This is a genomic window from Geodermatophilus sp. URMC 62, from assembly GCF_052931475.1.
Genome location: NZ_JBRFHY010000001.1, coordinates 5,302,545 through 5,320,320, shown reverse-complemented (window position 1 = coordinate 5,320,320; position 17,776 = coordinate 5,302,545). Strand labels below are relative to the sequence as shown.

The 17,776-nt window shown below is 75.6% G+C and carries 15 protein-coding genes; all 15 read left to right on the top strand.

Features of this window, described 5'->3' with window-relative positions:
- The first annotated feature begins 50 nt into the window (after positions 1-50).
- Positions 51-500 carry a hypothetical protein gene (locus ACU616_RS25525; RefSeq protein ID WP_446761187.1) on the top strand — a complete coding sequence of 150 codons (450 nt, stop codon included), beginning with the start codon at positions 51-53 and terminating at the stop codon, positions 498-500.
- A 111-nt stretch (positions 501-611) separates the two neighbouring features.
- The gene (locus ACU616_RS25520) at positions 612-1,142 is read left to right on the top strand and encodes a hypothetical protein (protein WP_446761186.1); all 531 of its coding nucleotides are present in this window, start codon (positions 612-614) and stop codon (positions 1,140-1,142) included.
- An 88-nt stretch (positions 1,143-1,230) separates the two neighbouring features.
- Entirely contained in the window at positions 1,231-2,883 is a 1,653-nt protein-coding gene (locus ACU616_RS25515; protein WP_446761185.1) for an FAD-binding dehydrogenase, read from the top strand.
- Positions 2,880-3,608, top strand: a complete 729-nt coding sequence (locus tag ACU616_RS25510; protein WP_446761184.1) for a hypothetical protein — start codon at positions 2,880-2,882, stop codon at positions 3,606-3,608. Before ACU616_RS25515 ends, ACU616_RS25510 begins: the two co-directional genes overlap by 4 nt.
- A 65-nt stretch (positions 3,609-3,673) precedes the next feature.
- Positions 3,674-4,048 carry a phosphoribosyl-AMP cyclohydrolase gene (gene hisI, locus ACU616_RS25505; RefSeq protein WP_446761183.1) on the top strand — a complete coding sequence of 125 codons (375 nt, stop codon included), beginning with the start codon at positions 3,674-3,676 and terminating at the stop codon, positions 4,046-4,048.
- Entirely contained in the window at positions 4,035-5,543 is a 1,509-nt protein-coding gene (locus tag ACU616_RS25500) for an anthranilate synthase component I (RefSeq protein ID WP_446761182.1), read from the top strand. Before hisI ends, ACU616_RS25500 begins: the two co-directional genes overlap by 14 nt.
- Positions 5,540-6,190: a Trp biosynthesis-associated membrane protein gene (locus ACU616_RS25495; RefSeq protein ID WP_446761181.1), complete on the top strand. Its 651-nt coding sequence runs from the start codon at positions 5,540-5,542 to the stop codon at positions 6,188-6,190. Before ACU616_RS25500 ends, ACU616_RS25495 begins: the two co-directional genes overlap by 4 nt.
- Positions 6,191-6,280: 90 nt before the next feature.
- Positions 6,281-7,090, top strand: a complete 810-nt coding sequence (trpC, locus tag ACU616_RS25490) for an indole-3-glycerol phosphate synthase TrpC (RefSeq protein WP_446761180.1) — start codon at positions 6,281-6,283, stop codon at positions 7,088-7,090.
- Positions 7,091-7,276: 186 nt separating this feature from the next.
- On the top strand, positions 7,277-7,513 hold the full coding sequence (locus tag ACU616_RS25485) for a hypothetical protein (RefSeq protein WP_446761179.1): 237 nt from the start codon (positions 7,277-7,279) through the stop codon (positions 7,511-7,513).
- Between the two features lie 2 nt (positions 7,514-7,515).
- Entirely contained in the window at positions 7,516-7,896 is a 381-nt protein-coding gene (locus tag ACU616_RS25480; protein ID WP_446761178.1) for a type II toxin-antitoxin system VapC family toxin, read from the top strand.
- Positions 7,897-8,110: 214 nt separating this feature from the next.
- A complete protein-coding gene (gene trpB / locus ACU616_RS25475; protein ID WP_446761177.1) occupies positions 8,111-9,460 on the top strand; it encodes a tryptophan synthase subunit beta in 1,350 nt (449 codons plus the stop codon).
- Entirely contained in the window at positions 9,457-10,260 is an 804-nt protein-coding gene (gene trpA, locus ACU616_RS25470) for a tryptophan synthase subunit alpha (RefSeq protein ID WP_446761176.1), read from the top strand. Before trpB ends, trpA begins: the two co-directional genes overlap by 4 nt.
- Complete coding sequence (gene lgt / locus ACU616_RS25465) at positions 10,257-11,243, top strand: prolipoprotein diacylglyceryl transferase (protein ID WP_446761175.1); 987 nt, start codon at positions 10,257-10,259, stop codon at positions 11,241-11,243. Before trpA ends, lgt begins: the two co-directional genes overlap by 4 nt.
- A 333-nt stretch (positions 11,244-11,576) precedes the next feature.
- Positions 11,577-16,256, top strand: coding sequence for a glutamate synthase large subunit (gene gltB, locus ACU616_RS25460; protein WP_446761174.1), 4,680 nt, complete (start codon positions 11,577-11,579; stop codon positions 16,254-16,256).
- Positions 16,249-17,736 (top strand): glutamate synthase subunit beta, encoded by a 1,488-nt coding sequence (locus ACU616_RS25455; protein ID WP_446761173.1) that lies wholly within the window; start codon positions 16,249-16,251, stop codon positions 17,734-17,736. Before gltB ends, ACU616_RS25455 begins: the two co-directional genes overlap by 8 nt.
- Positions 17,737-17,776 lie beyond the last annotated feature (40 nt).

The window sequence follows — 17,776 nt, the reverse complement described above, 5'->3', positions numbered from 1 at the left end:
CGGGCCCGCGAGCCGGAGCGCAGGAGGGTCCGTCACCTAGGCTGCCGGGCGTGACGAGGCCGTCCCCGCTGCCGTTCCCGACGCCGTCCCGGATCCCCGGCCTGGCGATCGCCGCCGCCGCGGTCGGCGCCCTCGGCGTGCTCCCGCTCGCGCTCGTCGCCGTCCTGGCCTTCGCGCTGGGCGGGGTGCAGGGCGACAGCTCCGGTGGCCGGGACTGGTGGACCTTCGCCCTGCTGCTCCTGCCACTGCTGCAGCTGTTCGGCGTCTCCTGGCTGGTGGTCCGCCGGGGCCGGTGGCCGCTGGTCCTCAGCGCCGCGGCCGCGCTGGCCTTCGCCGGGCTGGTCCTCGGGACGGCCGCCTCCGTCGGCCAGGACGTGGGGGCCGGGCCGCTCCTCGTGGCCGTCTGCCCGGTGATCGCCGCAGGATTGGCGTTCAGCCCCCAGGTGGGCGCCTGGCTGGCCGGGCACCCCCGCCGGGTGCGGGGCGAGCGGACCGCCTGACCCGCGCCGCACCCGCTGACCCGCGCCCGGTTGAGCGGCCCCCGTGCAGGGTCCCGCCACGAGCGTGCGAGTGGCGGGGGGCAACGGGGTCCTTCTCCTACGCTGCCGGCCATGCCGTCGTCGCACCCGCGCCGGACGACGACCCGCCGCTCACCGCGGGCGGCGGTGTCCTCCGGCAGCCGCCGCACCACCCCGCCGGCACCGCCCGGGCGCCCGCTCACCGCGCCGTTCACGGCGGTCTTCGGCCTGCTCGTGGCCGTCGAGGCCGTCGTCCTCGCCTGGCTGCTCGAGCCGCCCGGGCCCGGCTGGCAGGTCGACCGCCTCGTCGCCGGCGCGCTCGCCCTGGCGGTCGTGGCCCTCACCGGCGCCGTCCTGGTGCTGCTCGGCCGCGGCCGGGGATGGCTGGTCCTCGCGCTGGCCGCCGCGGTCACCGCCCTGCTGGTGCTCGCGGCCACCGTGCTGTTCGCCGCCGGCCTGGCCAGCGGCGAGCTGGCCGGCTGGGCGCTGCTCCTGCTGCCCGCCCCGCTCGGTGCGCTGGTGCTGTCGGGAAGCCGCCCGATCCGGGACTGGACGCGGCCCGGGCGGGGGACACCGCGGCGCCGACCGGCCGGGACGGGCCGTGCGAGGTCTCCCGGCCGCTAGCGTGCGGCAGGTGACCGAGCCCGCGAGGTCACGCGTGAGCAGGGCACCACCGAGCACACCGGCGCCGGGCGCCGGCGAGGAGAACTGCGTGACCGACACAGACGTCGTCGTGGTGGGGTCCGGCCTGGCCGGGCTGGTGGCCACCGCCGAGCTGGCCGACGCCGGCCGGCGGGTGGTCCTGCTCGAGCAGGAGCCGGAGGCGTCCTTCGGCGGGCAGGCGTGGTGGTCGTTCGGAGGCCTGTTCCTCGTCGACTCGCCCGAGCAGCGCCGGCTGCGGGTCCGCGACTCCCTGGAGCTGGCGCGCCAGGACTGGTTCGGCACCGCCGCCTTCGACCGCGACGAGGACCACTGGCCGCGCCGGTGGGCCGAGGCCTACCTGGACTTCGCCGCGGGGGAGAAGCGCGCCTGGCTGCGCGAGCAGGGCGTCGGGTTCTTCCCCGTCGTGGGGTGGGCCGAGCGCGGCGGCTACACCGCCACCGGGCACGGCAACTCGGTGCCGCGCTTCCACATCGTCTGGGGCACCGGACCGGGCATCGTCGAACCGTTCGCCCGCCGGGTGCGCGCCGCCGTCGACCGCGGGCTGGTCGACCTGCGCTTCCGCCACCGGGTCACCGGGCTCGTCGTCACCGGCGGCGCGGTCACCGGCGTCCGCGGGACGGTGCTGGCGCCCAGCGACGCCGCCCGCGGCGAGGCCAGCTCCCGCGAGGAGCGGGCGCCGTTCGAGATCGCCGCGCAGGCCGTCGTCGTCACCTCCGGCGGCATCGGCGGCAACCACGAGCTGGTCCGCCGCAACTGGCCGGCCCGGCTGGGCCCCGCACCGCGCCGGCTGCTCTCCGGCGTCCCCGCGCACGTCGACGGGCTGATGCTCGAGGCCACCGAGGCCGCCGGCGCGCACGTGGTCAACCGCGACCGGATGTGGCACTACACCGAGGGCATCGCCAACCACTCGCCGGTCTGGGCGCGGCACGGCATCCGCATCCTGCCGGGGCCCTCCTCGCTGTGGCTCGACGCCGCCGGCAACCGGCTGCCGGTGCCGCTGTTCCCCGGCTTCGACACCCTCGGCACGCTGGCCCACATCGGGTCGACCGGCCACGAGCACACCTGGTTCGTCGCCACCAGGAAGATCGTCGAGAAGGAGTTCGCGCTCTCGGGGTCGGAGCAGAACCCCGACCTGACCGGCAGGGACCTCAGACTGCTGCTGAACCGGGTCAGGGCCGGGGTGTCCGGGCCGGTGCAGGCCTTCCTCGACCGCGGCGAGGACTTCGTGACGGCGACGACGCTGCCCGAGCTCGTGGCCGGGATGAACCGGGTCACCGGCGGCGCCCCGGAGGTGGCGCTGGAGACTGTCGAGCGGGAGGTGCTCGCCCGCGACCGCGAGGTGGCCAACGCCTTCACCAAGGACCTGCAGCTGACCGCCGTCCGCGGCGCGCGCAGCTACCTCGGCGACAAGCTCATCCGGGTCGCCCCGCCGCACCGGCTGCTCGACCCGGAGGCCGGCCCGCTGATCGCCGTCCGGCTCACCCTGCTCACCCGCAAGACCCTGGGCGGCCTGGAGACCGACCTCTCCGGCCGCGTGCTGCGGCCCGGCGGCGAGGTCTTCGACGGGCTGTACGCCGCCGGTGAGGTGGCCGGCTTCGGCGGGGGCGGCATGCACGGCTACCGGTCGCTGGAGGGCACCTTCCTCGGCGGCTGCCTGTTCTCCGGCCGCGTCGCCGGCCGGGCGCTGGCGGCGGCGCTGTGACGCCCGGCGGCGCCGGGGGCAGCCCCTGGTCGGACCCGGCGCGCCAGACCGACCCGCTCGCGTACGCCGGGCCCCCGGTCACCGCGCCGGCGCCGTGGCCGGGGCACGGCGTGCCCGGCCACGGCGTGCCCGGGTACGGCGTCCCCGGGTGGGGCGTCCCCGGGTACGGCTCGCCCTGGTACGGCGCGCCGGGCCACGACGTCCCGGTCTGGGGGCCGCCGGTGCCCTCCCGGCCCCGCCGGCCCGGTCCGGTCGTGGCCGCCGCGGTCCTGGCGTTCGCGCAGGCCGGCGTCGTGGCCGTCGCGTCGGCCTACGTGCTGCTGCTGGCCAGCACCTTCGGCTTCCTGGCGACCGTGCCCGGTGCGACCGACGCGGAAGAGGCGGGCGCGCTCGTCACCGAGGCCACCGTGCTGACCGTCGTCCAGCTGCTCGCGGCGATCGCGCTCGTGGTCGGCGGCGTCCTGGTCCTCAACCGGCCCGGCCGGTCGTCCTGGCTGACCCTGCTGGCCGGCTTCGCGGCGCAGCTCGCGCTCGCCCTCTACTGGCTGGTGCGGCTGCTCACCCTCGGCGGTCTGGTCGACGGCGCCGTCGGCTCCGACCCGGCCGGGGTCCTCGTCGTCGGGGTGCTGTTCTTCGCCGCCGCGCCCGCGGTGGGCGCCGGCCTGCTGCTCCTCGGCGCGGTCCGGCGCTGGGCCGCCGGCGGCGACGCCGCGGACCCCCGCTGACGCCGGCGGGGGCGGCCCGGGGCCGCTGACCGGGACCGTCGCGGTCCGGTGGGACGATCGGGGGCATGTCCGCCGTCCCCGCCGCCGAGTCCGCCCTGGACCCCGCGGTCGCCGCCGCGCTGCGCCGCGACCCCGCCGGGCTGGTCGCCGCCGTCGTCCAGCAGCACGACACCGGTGAGGTGCTCATGGTCGCCTGGATGGACGACGAGGCGCTGCGCCGCACGCTGACCACCGGCCGGGCCACCTACTGGTCGCGCAGCCGCGGCGAGTACTGGGTGAAGGGGGAGACCTCCGGTCACCGCCAGTGGGTCCGCGACGTGCGCCTGGACTGCGACGGCGACGCGCTGCTGGTGCTCGTCGACCAGGAGGGGCCGGCCTGCCACACCGGCGAGCGCAGCTGCTTCCACCGGCCGCTGGAGGCCTCCCGTGCGGCTCGGTGAGACCTCGCCCTCGCGGGAGGAGTGCGCCGCGCTCGACCAGCCCGTGGTGCCGGTGACCCGGCGGCTGCTGGCCGACGGCGAGACCGCCGTCGGCGTCTACCGCAAGCTCGCCGGCAACCGGCCCGGCACGGTGCTGCTGGAGTCGGCCGAGCAGGGCAAGCGGTGGTCGCGCTACAGCTTCGTCGGCGTCCGCGCCGCCGGCGTCCTCACCGAGCGCGACGGCGCCACCGTCTGGCTCGGCGACCCGCTGCCCGGGCTGACCGACGAGCTGCCCGCCGACCCGCTCGCCGCCGTCCGCACGCTGGCCCGCCGGTTGCGCTCGCCGCGCCGGCCCGACCTGCCCCGGCTCACCGGCGGCCTGGTCGGCTACCTCGGCTACGACGTCGTGCGGCGGCTCGAGCGGCTGCCGGACACGGCCACCGACGACCTCGGCATGCCCGAGCTCGCCCTCATGCTGGTCACCGACCTGGCCGTGCTCGACCACACCGACGGCACGGTGCTGCTCATCGCCAACGCCCTCGCCGGCTCCGGCGACCGCGGTGCCGCCTGGGACGACGCCGTCGCCCGGCTCGACGCCATGGCCGCCGACCTGACCGAGGCCGTGCCGCCGGGCGTGGCCACGTTCACCCCCGCCGAGCCCCCGCCGGTGCGCAGCACCATGGCGCCGGGGGCCTTCGAGGCCGGGGTGGAGACCGTCCGCGAGCACATCCGCGCCGGCGACGCGTTCCAGGTCGTGCTCGCCCAGCGCTTCGAGACCCGGACCGGTGTGGAGGCCCTGGACCTCTACCGGGTGCTGCGGGCGACCAACCCCTCGCCGTACATGTACCTGCTGCGCTTCGCCGGCCGGGAGTCGCCGTTCGACGTCGTCGGGTCCTCGCCGGAGGCGCTGGTGACGGTCACCGGGGACCAGGCCGTGGTGCACCCGCCGGCCGGCACCCGCCCGCGCGGGGCCACCGAGGAGGAGGACCTGCGGCTGGCCGAGGGCCTGCTTGCCGACCCCAAGGAGCGCGCCGAGCACGTGATGCTCGTCGACCTGGCCCGCAACGACCTCGGCCGGGTGTGCGTGCCGGGCACGGTCGAGGTCCCCGACTTCATGCGGGTCGAGTACTACAGCCACGTCATGCACCTGGTCTCCACGGTGTCCGGCGAGGTCGCCCCCGGCCGCGACGCGCTCGACGTCTTCGACGCGACCTTCCCCGCCGGCACCGTCTCCGGCGCCCCCAAGCCGCGGGCGATGGAGATCATCGAGTCGCTCGAGCCCACCCGCCGGGCCCTGTACGCGGGCACCGTCGGCTACCTCGACGCGAGTGGCGACATGGACATGGCCATCGCCATCCGCACCGCCGTCCTGCACCGGGGCCGGGCCTACGTGCAGGCCGGCGCCGGCGTGGTCGCCGACAGCGACCCCGCCACCGAGGAGGCCGAGACCCGGCACAAGGCGCGGGCGGTGCTCTCGGCGATCGCGACCGCGGAGGGCATGCGGGAGGTCCGGTGAGCGCGGTCCGCCGGGAGCTGGGGGCCGCCGTCGCCGGGTGCGCGCTGGCCGGCGGGCTCGCGCTGTCGGCCGGCGGGCAGACGTGGGCGAGGGTCACCGTCACCCGCCCCGCACCGCTGCCGCCGGTCGGCGAGGCGCTCACCGGGGCCACCGTCGCGCCGCTCGTGGCGGCCTGCGGTCTGGTGCTGCTGGCCGCCGCGGTCGCCGTCCTCGCCGTCCGCGGTGCCGGCCGGGCCGCCGTCGGGGCGCTGGTGGTGGCCTCCGGGCTGGTGCTCGGCTGGTCGGCGGTCCGGTCGCTCGTCTCCGGCCCGGGGCCCGGGCCGCTCGCGCCGGGGGAGACGGCCGCGGTCGACGTCGCCGCCGGCTGGCCGGTGCTGTGCCTGATCGCCGCCGTCCTCGCCGCGGCTGCCGGGCTGCTGGTCGTCGTCCGCGGACGGCGGTGGCCCGGCATGGGACGCCGCTACGAGCGGACCCCGGGCGCCGCCGCTGCGGCCCCGGCCCGCGCCCGCACCGACGAGGACCGGGCGCTGGACGCCTGGCGGGCCCTGGACCGCGGCGACGACCCGACCGACGACCCGACCGACGACCCGACCGACGGCTCCGGCGACGACGACCCGGCGACCAGGGCGCCCGGCCGCTCCTTCTAGAGTGGGTCCACCGGTCCGGCGGCCTCCAGGCCGGCCTCGACCACTACCCGGTCCCGCCCGGGACGAACCGACCAGCAGCGAGGAGGCGGAGTGACCGTCCTCGACGAGATCGTCGCCGGCGTCCGCGAGGACGTCGCGGCGCGCGAGGTGGCCACCCCGCTGGCCGAGGTGCGGGCCGCCGCCCGCGACGCCCGGCCGGCGCTGGACGCCCTGGCGGCCCTGCGCGAGCCGGGCGTCGGCGTCATCGCCGAGGTCAAGCGGCGCAGCCCCAGCAAGGGCGACCTTGCCGACATCCCCGACCCCGCGGTGCTCGCCGCCCAGTACGCCGCCGGGGGCGCCCGGGTCATCAGCGTGCTCACCGAGCGCCGCCGCTTCGGCGGCTCGCACGCCGACCTGGCCGCCGTCCGCGCCGCCGTCGACGTCCCGGTGCTGTGCAAGGACTTCGTGGTCAGCAGCTACCAGGTGCACGAGGCCCGCGCGCACGGTGCCGACGTCGTCCTGCTCATCGTCGCCGCCCTCGAGCAGAACGTGCTGACCGGCCTGCTCGAGCGGGTCGAGTCCCTGGGCATGACCGCGCTGGTCGAGGTGCACACCGAGGCCGAGGCCGACCGCGCGCTGGCGGCCGGGGCCTCGGTCATCGGCGTCAACGCCCGCGACCTCACCACCCTCGCCGTCGACCGCTCCACCTTCGAGCGGATCGCCCCCGGCCTGCCCTCGGAGGTCGTGAAGGTCGCCGAGTCCGGCGTCCGCGGCCCGCACGACCTCATCGCCTACGCCGGTGCTGGCGCCGACGCGGTGCTCGTCGGCGAGGGCCTGGTCACCGCCGGGGACGCCCGCCAGGCCGTCGCCGACCTGGTCACCGCCGGCTCGCACCCGGCCACCCCGCGCACCACCCGCTGACGAGGGGCCCTCCTGCCCCCACCGCTCGCACGCTCGCGGCGGGCCCCTGCCGGAGGGCCACGACCGCCACGGGACCGGGGTCGACGGCGCATCCCGAGCGCCGGGAGCCCGTCTCCCGCATCGGTGATGCACCGCATCGGCTGGTGATGCACTGGGCGGGTGCCGACGACTCGTCCCCGTCACGTCGTGACGGAGTCCGATGACCTGAGGACGGCCCTCGACGCCGCCGCGGTCCGCTGGCCCGGCCTCAGTCGGTCCCAGGTGCTCGTGCAGCTCGCCCTGGAGGGTCACCGCGTCGGTGAAGCCGCGCACCGGCTGCGGCGGGAGGAGCGGCTGGCTGCCATCGAGCGGCACGGTGGGGCGCTCACCGGCGCGTTCGGCCCGGGCTACCTCGACCAGCTCCGGAACGAGTGGCCGAGGTGATGGTGCTGGACACGAGTGTCCTCATCGCGTTCCTCGACGGCGGTGACGCCCACCACGACGCGGCGTGGGCCTTGCTCGCGGCGCACGTCGACGACGACCTCGCCGTCCACCCCCTGGACCTGGCGGAGACGCTCGTCGGCCCTGCGCGCCAGGGGCGGGTGGACATCGTCCTCCGGGCGCTGCGCGACCTCGAGGTGACCGCGCTGTCCTTCCCGGCGGACTCGGCACTCCGCCTCGCTGAGCTCCGCGCGCACACGAACCTGAGGACGCCCGACTGCTGTGTCCTGCTCGCCGCCGAGCAGGTCGGGGCGACGGTGGCGAGCTTCGACGGCCGGCTCAACGCCGCCGCCCGGCACCGAGGACTCGCCGCCCTCCCGCACTGAGGCGTGACGGCGGCCTCGACCTGGGTGCCGCGCTCGGCCAGCACCGCCCAGACGCCGGCGTGCCCGCCCGACCTGCGGAAGGCCCGCAGCACGGCCTGACCGGCGGGTCCGGTCCCGCCGCCGACGGTGGGGGAGGTCGCACCCGTCCGGGTCCGCGCACGACCCGCCGACCCCTCCGCCACCTGCGCGCCCGCCTGCGAGGGACACTGGGCGCATGACGACCAGTGCCGTGCACCCTCCCGAGCAGCGACTCGAGTCGGCGCACCCCGCCTGGCCCGACGCCACCGGCCACTTCGGCGTCTTCGGCGGGCGCTTCGTCCCCGAGGCGCTGATCGCGGCGCTCGACGACCTCACCGAGGCGTTCGAGGCCATGCGGGTCGACCCGGCCTTCGTCGAGGAGTTCGCCGCGCTGCAGCGCGACTACACCGGCCGGCCCAGTCCGGTCACCGAGGTGCCCCGCTTCGCCGAGCACTGCGGCGGGGCGCGGGTGCTGCTCAAGCGCGAGGACCTCAACCACACCGGATCACACAAGATCAACAACGTGCTCGGCCAGGCGCTGCTGACCCGCCGCATCGGCAAGCAGCGGGTCATCGCCGAGACCGGCGCCGGCCAGCACGGCGTCGCCACCGCCACCGCCGCGGCCCTGCTGGGCCTGTCGTGCACCGTCTACATGGGCGAGGAGGACACCCGCCGCCAGGCGCTCAACGTCGCCCGCATGCGGCTGCTCGGTGCCGAGGTGGTCCCGGTGACCACCGGCTCGCGCACCCTCAAGGACGCCATCAACGAGGCCTTCCGCGACTGGGTGACCAACGTCGAGACGACGAACTACGTGTTCGGCACCGTCGCCGGCCCGCACCCCTTCCCGCTCATGGTCCGCGAGTTCCAGCGGGTCATCGGCGACGAGGCCCGCGCCCAGGTCCTCGAGCGGGAGGGCCGGCTGCCCGACGCCGTCCTGGCCTGCGTGGGCGGCGGGTCCAACGCGATCGGGATCTTCACCGCCTTCGTCCCCGACGAGGGCGTGCGGCTGCTGGGCCTGGAGGCCGCCGGCGACGGCGTCGAGACCGGCCGGCACGCGGCCACGATCACCGGCGGCTCGCCGGGCGTGCTGCACGGCGCCCGCTCCTACCTGCTGCAGGACGACAACGGCCAGACCATCGAGTCGCACTCGATCAGTGCCGGCCTGGACTACCCGGGCGTGGGCCCCGAGCACTCCCACCTGCACGACACCGGCCGCGCCGAGTACCGCCCGGTCACCGACGCCGAGGCCATGGAGGCCTTCGCGCTGCTGTCGCGCACCGAGGGGATCATCCCGGCCATCGAGTCCGCGCACGCCCTGGCCGGCGCGATGCGGCTGGGCCGCGAGCTGGGCCCGGACGCCCTGCTGCTGGTGAACCTCTCCGGGCGCGGGGACAAGGACGTCGAGACGGCGTCGCGCTGGTTCGGGCTCGGCGACCGCACCGAGGTCGACCCCGGCCCGGGCATGGACACCGACCAGCGGCCCACCGAGGGCGCGGTCAGCAACGACGAGGCCGTGTCCGGCCAGGACGCGGGGGAGTCGGCGTGAGCGCGCTCGAGGACCGGATCGCACAGGCACGGGCCGAGGGGCGGGCCGCGCTGATCGGCTACCTGCCGGTCGGCTACCCCGACGTACCGCGCTCGATCGAGGCCATGGTCGCGCTGGTCGAGGGCGGGGCGGACGCCGTGGAGATCGGCGTCCCGTACTCCGACCCCGGGATGGAGGGCCCGGTCATCCAGGAGGCGATGGACGTCGCCGTCCGGGCCGGCGTGGGGCTGTCCGACGTGTTCGGTGCGGTCCGCGCGATCGCCGACGCGGGGGCGGTGCCCGTGGTCATGAGCTACTGGAACCCCATCGAGCACTACGGCGTCGACCGGTTCGCCGACGACCTGGCCGCCGCCGGGGGTGCCGGCGCGATCACCCCCGACCTGATCCCCGACGAGGCCGGGCCCTGGCTGGCCGCCACCGACCGCACCGGCCTCGACCGGGTCTTCCTGGTCGCGCCGTCGTCCACCGACGCCCGGCTGGCCGCCACCGTCGCCGCCTGCCGCGGCTTCGTGTACGCCGCCTCCACGATGGGCGTCACCGGCGTCCGGGCCGCGGTGAGTGACGCGGCCGAGCGGCTGGTCACCCGCACCCGCGCCGTGGCCGGCGAGCTGCCGGTGTGCGTGGGCCTGGGCGTCTCGACCGGCGACCAGGCCGCCGAGGTGGCCGGCTTCGCCGACGGCGTGATCGTCGGCTCGGCCTACGTCCGGCAGGTGCTCGACGGCCACGGCCCGGAGGGCACCCGCGCGCTGTCGGCCGAGCTGGCCGAGGGCGTCCGCCGCCGCGCGGGCGTGACGGCGTGAGCGCGCTCGCGGTCATCCCCAGCCCCACCCAGGGGGTCTGGGAGCTCGGCCCCTTCCCGATCCGGGCCTACGCGCTGTGCATCATCGCCGGGATCGTGGCCGCCTGCTGGATCGCCGAGAAACGCTGGGTGGCCCGCGGCGGCCGGCCCGGTGAGGTGCTCGACATCGCCGTCTGGGCGGTGCCCTTCGGCATCCTCGGCGGCCGGCTGTACCACGTGGTCACGACGCCGCAGCCCTACTTCGGCGAGGGCGGCGACCCGCTGCGGGCCTTCGCCATCTGGGAGGGCGGCCTGGGCATCTGGGGGGCCATCGCCCTCGGGGGCGTCGGTGCGTGGATCGCCTGCCGCCGCCGCGGCATCCCGCTGCCGGCCTTCGGTGACGCCATCGCCCCCGGCCTGCTCGTCGCCCAGGCGATCGGCCGGCTGGGCAACTGGTTCAACAACGAGCTCTACGGCGGCCCGACCGACCTGCCGTGGGCGCTGCGGATCCACGAGTGGGACGGCGGGCGCGCCGTCATCGGGGCCGACGGGCAGCCGGTGGTGCTCGGCACCTTCCACCCGACGTTCCTCTACGAGCTGCTGTGGAACCTGGCCGCCGCGGCCGTCGTCGTCTGGGCCGACCGGCGCTTCCGGCTCTCCCACGGCCGCGCGTTCGCCCTCTACGTCGCGCTGTACTGCGCCGGCCGCCTGTGGATCGAGCTGCTGCGCATCGACCCGGCCAACACCTTCTTCGGCATCCGGCTCAACGTCTTCACCGCCGTCGTGGTGGGCCTGCTCGCCGTCGCCTACCTCGTCTGGCAGCGCGGCCGCCCGCGCGAGGTGATCCACCCGGAGGACCGGGAGGCCGGCGGCGCTGCCGGACGTGACGACGACGACACCCCGGTGCGGGCCGGCGACCCCGCGGACGAGGTCCCGACCAGCGCGGACGCCCCCGCCGCCCGGCGGGCCGGTGACCGTTCTCACGACACGCCCGGGACGGCCTGACCGGACGCGCCGCACACGTCGTCCGGGCGGGTCGGCCGGCCGTCCCGGCTGTGTACCCTTCCTCCAGACCCCCAGTGATCCTGGTGGGTCGCACGTGTCGGACCGGGCCAGCGCTGCCCCGCGGACGACGACCCCGCGGCACCACCCGTGGGGCCGCTGACCCCAGCCGGCCCGGGCACACCGTGCTCCAGCCGGTCGCGGCTCGACCGCAGTCCTGCGTCTGCACCCCCCCGCCGTACCTCCCCGCTCCGCCCCCTTGACCACCGGCCGGGCTCCGCGCCCCCACGCCGCCCTCCCCGGAGGACGGCGCGGCAGCCGACGACGGGAGTGATCATGCTCGGGTCTCCCACCCCCGCCCCCCAGGCCGCGCGCACCCCCTCCGCGCCCACCTCGGCCGTCCCCTTCTCCGCGGTGCCGCCCGCCAGCGGTCTCTACGACCCGGCGAACGACTCCGACGCCTGCGGTGTCGCCTTCGTGGCCGACGCCCGGGGCCGCCGCTCGCGGAAGATCGTCGCCGCCGGGCTGACCGCGCTGCACAACCTCGACCACCGCGGGGCCGCCGGTTCCGAGCCCAACTCCGGTGACGGCGCGGGCATCCTCACCCAGGTCCCCGACGAGCTGCTGCGAGCCAGCGTCGACTTCGACCTGCCCCCGGTCGGCGAGTACTCCGTCGGCATCGCCTTCCTGCCCGTCGACGAGACGGAGCGGGCGGACCGCCGGGCCGACGTCGCCCGCATCGCCGCCGAGGAGGGCCTGACCGTCCTCGGCTGGCGTGACGTGCCGGTCGACCCCGACGGCGCCGACCTCGGCCCCACCGCCCGCGCGGTCATGCCGCACTTCGCCCAGGTGTTCGTCGCCGAGACCATGGGCGCCCGCGCCGACGCCGCCGCGTTCGGCGGCCCGCGTGTGTGCAACGGCGTCACCCGGCTGGAGCGGCGCTCCTTCGTGCTGCGCAAGCGCGCCGAGCGCGAGGCCCGCGAGGCCGGCAGCTCCCTCTACGTCGTCTCGCTGTCGTGCCGGACGCTGACCTACAAGGGCATGCTGACCACCGACCAGCTGCCGGCGTTCTTCCCCGACCTGCGCGACGAGCGCTACCAGTCGGCCATCGCCCTGGTGCACAGCCGGTTCTCCACCAACACCTTCCCGAGCTGGCCGCTGGCCCACCCGTTCCGGTTCATCGCCCACAACGGCGAGATCAACACGATCAAGGGCAACCGCAACCGGATGCGCGCCCGCGAGGCCAAGCTCGAGACCGAGCTGTTCGACGGCCCCGCCGGCCCGGCCGCCGAGCTCGGCCTGGAGCGGATCTTCCCGGTCACCGCCAGCGACTTCAGCGACTCGGCCACCTTCGACGAGGTCCTCGAGCTGCTGCACCTGTCGGGCCGCTCGCTGCCGCACGCGGTGCTCATGATGATCCCGGAGGCGTGGGAGAACCACGACGAGATGGACCCGGCCCGCCGGGCCTTCTACCGGTTCCACTCCTCGATCATGGAGCCCTGGGACGGGCCGGCCTGCGTGGCCTTCACCGACGGCACCGTCATCGGCGCCGTCCTCGACCGCAACGGCCTGCGCCCGGGCCGCTGGTGGCGGACGCGCGACGACCTCGTCGTCCTGGCCAGCGAGGCCGGCGTCCTGGAGATCCCGGCCGGCGACGTCGTGGCGAAGGGCCGGCTGCAGCCGGGCCGGATGTTCCTCGTCGACACCACCTCCGGGCGGATCGTCTCCGACGAGGAGGTCAAGGGCGCCCTGGCCGGGGAGCACCCCTACGACGACTGGCTGCACGCCGGCCTGGTGCACCTGCCGCAGCTGCCCGAGCGGCGGCGGGCGCGGCCCAGCCACGAGTCGGTCGTGCGCCGGCAGCTGCTGTTCGGCTACACCGAGGAGGACCTGCGCGTCCTGCTCACCCCGATGGCCTCCAGCGGCGCCGAGCCGATCGGCTCCATGGGCACCGACACCCCGATCGCGGCGCTGTCGGACCGCTCCCGGCTGCTCTACGACTACTTCGGGCAGCTGTTCGCGCAGGTGACCAACCCCCCGCTGGACGCCATCCGCGAGGAGCTGGTGACCAGCCTGGGCCGCACCTTCGGCCCCGAGCAGAACCTGCTGCGGGCCACCCCGGCGTCCTGCCGCCAGGTGTTCCTGCCCTACCCGGTCATCGACAACGACGAGCTGGCCAAGATCCTGCACATCGACGACGACGGCGACCTGCCCGGCTTCGCCGCCGTCCGGATCACCGGCCACTTCGACGTCACCGGCGGCGGCCCGGCGCTGGTGCAGGCCGTCGAGGAGCTGCGGACCAAGGTCAGCAAGGCCATCGCGGCCGGCGCCCGGGTCATCGTGCTCTCCGACCGCGACTGCGACGAGAAGCGCGCGCCGATCCCGTCGCTGCTGATGACCGCCGCGGTCCACCACCACCTGGTGCGCGAGCGGACCCGCATGGAGGTCGGCCTCGTCGTCGAGTCCGGCGACTGCCGCGAGGTGCACCACGTCGCGCTGCTGCTCGGCTACGGCGCGGCCGCGGTCAACCCCTACCTGGCCTTCGAGTCGATCGAGGACCTCATCCGCGACGGCTCGCTCACCGGCGTCCAGGCGGCGCAGGCCGTGCGCAACGTGGTGAAGGCGCTGGGCAAGGGCGTCCTCAAGGTCATGAGCAAGATGGGCATCAGCACCGTCGGCTCGTACACGATGGCGCAGATCTTCGAGGCGGTCGGCCTGTCGAAGGAGGTCGTCGACGAGTACTTCACCGGCACCTCCGCGCCCCTGGGCGGGGTGGGCGTCGACGTGCTCGCCGAGGAGGTCGCCATGCGGCACCGGCGCGCCTACCCGGAGAACCCGACCGAGCGGGCGCACCGCCGGCTGGAGACCGGTGGGGAGTACCAGTGGCGCCGCGAGGGGGAGGTGCACCTGTTCAACCCCGAGACGGTGTTCCTGCTCCAGCACTCCACCCGCTCGCGGCAGTACGAGGTCTTCGAGCGCTACACGAAGACGGTCGACCAGCTGTCGGAGGACGCGGCCACCCTGCGCGGCCTGTTCTCGATCCGGCAGGGTGTGCGGCCGCCGGTGCCGCTGGAGGAGGTCGAGCCGGCCGGCGAGATCGTCAAGCGGTTCCAGACCGGCGCGATGAGCTACGGCTCCATCTCCCAGGAGGCGCACGAGACCCTCGCCATCGCCATGAACCGCCTCGGCGGGCGGTCCAACACCGGCGAGGGCGGCGAGGACCCCGACCGGTTCGTGCCCGACCCCAACGGCGACCTGCGCCGCTCGGCGATCAAGCAGGTGGCCAGCGGCCGCTTCGGCGTGACCAGCGACTACCTGGTCAACTCCGACGACATCCAGATCAAGATGGCGCAGGGCGCCAAGCCCGGCGAGGGCGGCCAGCTGCCCGGCGGCAAGGTGTACCCGTGGGTGGCCCGCACCCGGCACTCGACGCCGGGCGTCGGCCTGATCAGCCCGCCGCCGCACCACGACATCTACTCGATCGAGGACCTCAAGCAGCTCATCCACGACCTGAAGAACGCCAACGACCAGGCGCGGGTCAACGTCAAGCTGGTCGCCGAGGTCGGCGTCGGCACGGTCGCGGCCGGGGTCAGCAAGGCCCACGCCGACGTGGTGCTCATCTCCGGGCACGACGGCGGCACCGGCGCCGCCCCGCTGACCTCGCTCAAGCACGCCGGCTCGCCGTGGGAGCTCGGCCTGGCCGAGACGCAGCAGACGCTGCTGGCCAACGGCCTGCGCGACCGGATCGTCGTGCAGGTCGACGGGCAGATGAAGACCGGCCGCGACGTGATCGTGGCGATGCTGCTCGGTGCGGAGGAGTACGGCTTCGCCACCGCTCCGCTGGTGGTCTCGGGCTGCATCATGATGCGGGTCTGCCACCTCGACACCTGCCCGGTCGGCGTCGCCACCCAGAACCCGGAGCTGCGCAAGCGGTTCACCGGGCGGCCGGAGTTCGTGGTCACCTTCTTCGAGTTCCTCGCCGAGCAGGTGCGCGCGTACCTCGCCGAGCTGGGCTTCCGCAGCGTCGAGGAGGCCGTCGGCCACGTCGAGCTGCTCGACACCCGCGAGGCGGTCGACCACTGGAAGGCCCGCGGGCTGGACCTGTCGAAGATGCTCGCGCTGCCCGAGCTGCCCGAGGGCACCCCGCGGCACGCCGTCCGCACCCAGGACCACGGCCTCGACGTCGCGCTGGACCAGACGCTGATCCAGCTGTGCGAGGGCGCGCTGCTCGACGCGCGGCCGGTGAGCCTGGAGCTGCCGGTGCGCAACGTCAACCGCACCGTCGGCACGATGCTCGGCTCGATGGTCACCCGCCGCTTCGGCGGCGAGGGCCTGCCCGACGGCACGATCGACCTGACCTTCACCGGGTCGGCCGGCCAGTCCTTCGGCGCCTTCGTGCCGCGCGGGATCACCATGCGGCTGTTCGGCGACGCCAACGACTACGTCGGCAAGGGCCTCTCCGGCGGGCGGATCGTCGTGCGGCCGGCGCGGGAGGCGACCTTCCCCGCCGAGGACAACGTCATCGCCGGCAACGTCATCGGCTACGGCGCCACCGGCGGGGAGGTCTTCCTGCGCGGGCGGGTCGGCGAGCGCTTCTGCGTCCGCAACTCCGGCGCCCTGGCCGTCGTCGAGGGCGTCGGCGACCACGCGCTGGAGTACATGACCGGCGGGCGCGCGGTGATCCTGGGGCCCACCGGCCGCAACGTGGCGGCGGGCATGTCCGGCGGCATCGGCTACGTCCTCGACCTGGCCCGGCACCGGGTCAACGGCGAGATGGTCGACATCGAGCCGCTGGACGGGGAGTCCGCGCAGTGGCTGCGGGAGGTGCTGGTCCGGTACCAGGCCGAGACCGAGTCCCCCGTGGCCGCGGCGCTGCTGGCCGACTGGGGCCGCTGGTCCGAGCAGTTCAGCGTGATCATGCCGCGCGACTACCGACGCGCGCTGGAGGCCCGGCGCGCCGCCGAGGCCGCCGGGACCGATGTCGACCGAGCAGTGATGGAGGCCGCACGTGGCTGACTCCACGGGGTTCCTGAAGTACGAGCGGGCGATGCCGCCGCGGCGGCCCGTCGACGTCCGCATCCTGGACTGGAAGGACGTCTACCTCTCCCGGCAGAGCGGTGAGGACGCCGTCTACCCGGTGACGGCGCTGCGCCAGCAGGCCGCCCGGTGCATGGACTGCGGCATCCCCTTCTGCCACCACGGGTGCCCGCTGGGCAACCTCATCCCGGAGTGGAACGACCTGGCCCGCCGCGACGACTGGCGCGAGGCGATCGAGCGCCTGCACGCGACCAACAACTTCCCGGAGTTCACCGGGAAGCTGTGCCCCGCCCCGTGCGAGGGCGCCTGCGTGCTGAACCTGCAGGACTCCCCGGTCACGATCAAGCAGATCGAGTGGGAGATCATCGACCAGGCCTTCGAGCGCGGCCACGTCGGTCCGCAGGCCCCGGCCGAGCGGACCGGCAAGAAGGTCGCCGTCGTCGGGTCGGGCCCGGCCGGGCTGGCCGCCGCCCAGCAGCTGACCCGCGCCGGCCACGACGTCACCGTCTACGAGCGGGCTGACCGGGTCGGCGGGCTGCTGCGCTACGGCATCCCCGAGTTCAAGATGGAGAAGGCCGTCCTCGACCGGCGGCTGGACCAGATGCGCGCCGAGGGCACCCGCTTCGTCACCGGCGTCGAGGTCGGCGGCAGCGGCGAGGCCGACCTGTCCGCCGAGCAGCTGCGCGCGGAGCACGACGCCGTCGTCCTGGCCGCCGGCGCCACCGTCGGCCGCGACCTGCCCGCGCCCGGGCGGGAGCTGGCGGGCATCCACCTGGCCATGGAGTTCCTGCCCTTCGGCAACCGGCAGGCGCTCGGCGAGCTCGACGACCCGCCGATCTCCGCGAAGGGCAAGGACGTCGTCATCATCGGTGGCGGTGACACCGGCGCGGACTGCCTGGGGACCTCGCACCGGCAGGGCGCCCGCTCGGTGACCCAGCTGGAGATCATGCCGGCACCGCCGGACACGCGGGCGGAGGGCAACCCCTGGCCCACCTACCCGATGATCATGCGGATCTCCTCGGCCCACGAGGAGGGCGGCGAGCGGCTGTACTCGGTCAACACCGAGCGCTTCCTCGGCGACGACGAGGGCCACGTGCGCGCGCTGGTCATCCACGAGGTCGAGCGGGTCGACGGCCGCTTCCAGAAGGTCGAGGGCACCGAGCGGGAGCTGCCGGCCCAGCTGGTGCTGCTGGCCATGGGCTTCACCGGCGCCCAGCGCGAGGGCCTGGTGGAGACCCTCGGCCTGGAGCTCGACGCCCGCGGCAACGTCGCCCGCGACGGGGAGTTCATGTCGACCGTGCCGGGCGTGTTCGTCGCCGGTGACGTCGGTCGCGGACAGTCGCTCATCGTCTGGGCGATCGCCGAGGGCCGCGCCGCCGCCGGCGCCGCCGACACGTGGCTGACCGGCAGCTCCATGCTGCCGCGCCCGGTCACCCCGACGGCGGTCGCGCTCCGCTGACGGTCCCCCCGGCCCCCGACCACTCGCGGACCCGCGCGTG